This is a genomic window from Herbaspirillum lusitanum P6-12 (assembly GCF_000256565.1).
GTDB lineage: Bacteria > Pseudomonadota > Gammaproteobacteria > Burkholderiales > Burkholderiaceae_D > Herbaspirillum > Herbaspirillum lusitanum.
Window position 1 is genome coordinate 1 of the sequence record NZ_AJHH01000120.1, and the last position, 4,013, is coordinate 4,013.

Below are 4,013 nucleotides of genomic sequence, written 5' to 3' on the forward strand. Positions count from 1 at the left end.
GAAATATCCGTCTTAGCTACCTAAAAACAAAAATCGGAACAGCTTACGAACCCACCAAAGCCGCATCCAGCAACTCAATCCAATGCTTCACCGGCGTATCCGTCCCCGACTGCAAATGCGTCAGGCATCCGATATTCCCGGAAACAATCATGTCCGGCTGAGTAGCCTGCAGATTATTCAACTTGTTGTCGCGCAAACGATAAGACAGCTCCGGCTGCAACACCGAATACGTCCCCGCCGACCCGCAGCAAAGATGACTGTCGGCGCACAACTTCACGTCGACGCCGGCGCTGCCAAGAATCTGCTCCACCTTGCCGCGAATCTTCTGCCCATGCTGCAAGGTGCAAGGCGGATGATACGCAACCCGCTTGCCTATTTTGCCCTTGAGCTTGCCAGCCAACTCCGTTTCAAAGTCCGGCAGAATTTCGCTGATGTCACGCGTAAGCTGCGCAATCCGATGCGCCTTGGCGGCATAGGCAGCGTCGTGCTGCAACAGATGCCCGTATTCCTTGACGGTGGCGCCGCAGCCGGAAGCATTCATCACGATCGCTTCGACCGTGAAGCCGGCCGAGCCGTCGACATACGGCCACCATGCATCGATGTTGCGACGCATGTCGTCGAGCCCGCCGTCCTGATCATTCAGGTGATAGCGGATCGCGCCGCAGCAACCGGCCTTGGGCGGCACGATCAACTCCACACCCAGCGCATCGAGCACGCGCGCGGTCGAGCTGTTGATGTTGGGCGACATGGCCGGCTGCACGCAGCCATCCAGCATCAGCATCTTGCGCGCATGGGTGCGCGTCGGCCATTGCCCGGCATCCTGTTTCGGCGGCACCTTGTTCTGCAATTTTTGCGGCAACAGCGGACGCACCAATTGACCAGCCTTCATCGCCGGATTGAACAGCCACTTGTTCGGCAGCAGCGTCTTGAGCGTGGTGCGCACGATGCGCTGGCCGAGCGGACGCGGCACCTGGTCTTCGACCACCTTGCGGCCGATGTCGACCAGGCGGCCGTATTGCACGCCGGACGGACAGGTCGATTCGCAATTGCGGCAGGTCAGGCAGCGGTCCAGGTGCGATTGCGTGGCGGCGGTGGCCGGCTTGCCTTCGAGCACCTGCTTGATCAGGTAAATGCGGCCGCGCGGACCGTCGAGTTCGTCGCCCAGCAGTTGATAGGTCGGGCATGTCGCCGTGCAGAATCCGCAATGCACACAGGAGCGCAGGATAGCGTCGGCTTCCTTGCCTTCATTGGTGTCGCGGATGAAATCGGCCAGATTGGTTTGCATAGATTAAAACTCGCTGTACATGCGGCCGGGATTGAAGATGCCGGAGGGGTCGAAGGAGGCTTTCAGGTTGCGATGGATCTTGGCGACCGCAGGCGCGAGCGGCTGGAATACGCCGACGCTCTTGTCGCCGCCACGATACAGGCTGGCATGGCCGCCGGCTGCAGTTGCGGCGGCACGGATGACGGCCACGCCGTCGTCGCCGCGATACCAGCGCTGCGCACCGCCCCACTCGATCAGCTGCATGCCATTGAGCGCTAGCGGCTGCGCCACCGACGGCAGGGAAATCCGCCACAACGGCGCATCCACATCAGCGAAGAACGCATGGTTCTGTTCGCGCAGGTCACGCCAGAAATCCTCGCCGTTGGTCAGTTCCGTGCCGCCAAGCTTGGTCTCTGCGGCAGAGACCGCAGCTTGTGCGCCCGACAAACGGATCGTCAGCACGCCATTGACCCAGGCGCTGGCCGACAATGGCAGAGGCTGGCCGCCCCATTCGTTGAGCAGGCGGATGGCATTGGCCTGGTCGACTTCAAACACGCGCGTGCTGGTGGCGAAGGCTTGCGGCAACACCTTGATCGAGGCCTGCAGGATCAGACCGAGCGTGCCGAGCGAACCGGTCAGCAGGCGCGAGACGTCATAGCCGGCGACGTTCTTCATGACCTGTCCGCCGAAATGCAGGACCTGTCCTTGTGCATCCATGAGGTCGGCGCCGAGCACGAAGTCGCGCACCGATCCGCTGGCCTGGCGCCCCGGCCCCGACAAACCCGTCGCGATCATGCCGCCGACGGTGGAGACGCCGCCAAAACGCGGCGGCTCGAAAGCCAGCACCTGATTGTTGGCGGCCAGCGCGGCATCGATTTCCGACAACGGCGTACCGCAACGCGCGGTGATCACCAGTTCGGTCGGCTCGTAGTCGATGATGCCGCTGTAAGGACGCGTGTCGAGCACTTCGCCGCGCGGCTCCTGGCCGTACCAGTCCTTGGTGCCGCCGCCGCCGGCCGTGGCCGCGACGATGCGCTCCTTGAATGCTTGCAGTGTCTGTTCCATGCGTTAAAACCTTGGCAAATCGGGAAATTTGATGGCGCCGCGCTGCACGTGCATCTTGCCGTACTCGGCGCAGCGATGCAGCGACGGAATGGCCTTGTCGGGGTTGAGCAGGAAGGCCGTGTCGAAGGCGCGCTTGACCTTGAAGAAGGCTTCGCGCTCTTCCGGCGAATACTGCACGCACATGGAGTTGATCTTCTCGATGCCGACGCCGTGCTCGCCGGTGATGGTGCCGCCGACTTCGACGCACAGCTCGAGGATCTCGGCGCCGAACAATTCGGCGCGGTGGAATTCATCCGCCTGGTTGGCGTCGAACAGGATCAGCGGATGCAGGTTGCCGTCGCCGGCATGGAACACGTTGGCGCAGCGCAGGCCGTACTTCCCTTCCATCCTGGCGATGCCGAGCAGGACTTCAGCCAGTCGCTTGCGCGGGATGGTGCCGTCCATGCAGTAGTAATCGGGCGAGATGCGGCCGGCGGCCGGGAAGGCATTCTTGCGGCCCGACCAGAAGCGCAGGCGCTCGGCTTCGGACTGCGACACCGCGATGGCGGTGGCGCCGCTGGCGTTGAGCACCTCGCTCATGCGGCCGATTTCTTCTTCTACTTCTTCACTGGTGCCGTCGGATTCGCACAGCAGGATCGCTTCGGCGTCGATGTCGTAGCCGGCCTTGACGAACGGCTCGACCATGCGCGAGCTGGTCTTGTCCATCATTTCCAGGCCGGCCGGGATGATGCCGGCGGCGATCACGTTGGCGACCGCGTTGCCGCCCTTCACGACGTCGTCGAACGAAGCCATGATCACGCGCGCCTGCTGCGGCTTGGGCACCAGCTTGACGGTGACTTCGGTGACGATGCCGAGCATGCCTTCGGAACCGATGAAGACCGCCAGCAAATCGAGGCCGGGCGCATCGAGGCCGGCATTGCCGAGCTCGATGACGTCGCCTTCGATGGTGACCACGCGCACGCGCAGGACGTTGTGCACGGTCAGGCCGTATTTGAGGCAATGCACGCCGCCAGAATTTTCGGCGACGTTGCCGCCGATGGTGCAGGCGATCTGCGAAGAAGGATCCGGCGCGTAGTAGAGGCCGTGCGGCGCCGCCGCTTCCGAGATCGCCAGGTTGCGCACGCCGGGCTGGACCACGGCGGTGCGTGAGTACTTGTCCATGCTGACGATCTTGTTGAACTTGGCGGTCGACACCACCACGCCGTCGGCAATCGGCATCGCGCCGCCGGACAAACCGGTGCCGGCGCCGCGCGGGACGATCTGGACCTTCAGCGCGTTGCAGGTGGTGAGGATGGCGATGACCTGCGCTTCGTTCTCGGGCAAGACCACGACCATCGGCAACTGGCGGTAAGCGGCCAGGCCGTCGCACTCGTAAGGGCGGGTGTCTTCTTCGTCGAACAGCACGCAATGGGGCGGCACCACGGCTTTCAGCGCGGCAACGACCTCGCGCTGGCGGGCGGGAGAAAATAAGGGGGCAACTGGGGCGTTCATGCGTGACCTCGTTTGGCTTTGGGCTGGGACGCGGCGATGACAGATGAATTATTGTTTCCGGCTTATGGCGCCGGTTTGGAATGCTTGTCTCGCTGTTGTCTTCGCAATGCCTGAAGTGTAGCGAATTTCAGCCGGGGAAAGCGAAAAGCGTGGTCAGGGCGCACTGAAAAGAATTCACGGCGCGTCGTGAATT

Annotated in this window: 3 protein-coding genes; all 3 read right to left on the minus strand. The window is 62.8% G+C overall.

Annotation, left to right across the window (positions count from 1 at the left end):
• Nucleotides 1-43: 43 nt before the first annotated feature.
• Genes glcF through HLUSI_RS0104120 form a run of 3 tightly spaced genes read right to left on the minus strand, consistent with a single transcriptional unit; the run spans nucleotide 44 to nucleotide 3,820 of the window.
• Complete coding sequence (gene glcF / locus HLUSI_RS0104110) at nucleotides 44-1,285, minus strand: glycolate oxidase subunit GlcF (RefSeq protein ID WP_016832769.1); 1,242 nt, start codon at nucleotides 1,283-1,285, stop codon at nucleotides 44-46.
• Between the two features lie 3 nt (nucleotides 1,286-1,288).
• Nucleotides 1,289-2,329 carry a glycolate oxidase subunit GlcE gene (gene glcE / locus HLUSI_RS0104115; protein WP_016832770.1) on the minus strand — a complete coding sequence of 347 codons (1,041 nt, stop codon included), beginning with the start codon at nucleotides 2,327-2,329 and terminating at the stop codon, nucleotides 1,289-1,291.
• 3 nt (nucleotides 2,330-2,332) lie between these two features.
• Entirely contained in the window at nucleotides 2,333-3,820 is a 1,488-nt protein-coding gene (locus HLUSI_RS0104120) for an FAD-linked oxidase C-terminal domain-containing protein (RefSeq protein ID WP_029363111.1), read from the minus strand.
• Nucleotides 3,821-4,013: the final 193 nt, after the last annotated feature.

What these genes read in the sequence shown, in the direction of transcription:
- glcF (WP_016832769.1), bottom strand. Translation starts at nt 1,285, where the DNA reads ATGCAAACCAATCTGGCCGATTTCATCCGCGACACCAATGAAGGCAAG.
- glcE (WP_016832770.1), bottom strand. Translation starts at nt 2,329, where the DNA reads ATGGAACAGACACTGCAAGCATTCAAGGAGCGCATCGTCGCGGCCACG.
- HLUSI_RS0104120 (WP_029363111.1), bottom strand. Translation starts at nt 3,820, where the DNA reads ATGAACGCCCCAGTTGCCCCCTTATTTTCTCCCGCCCGCCAGCGCGAG.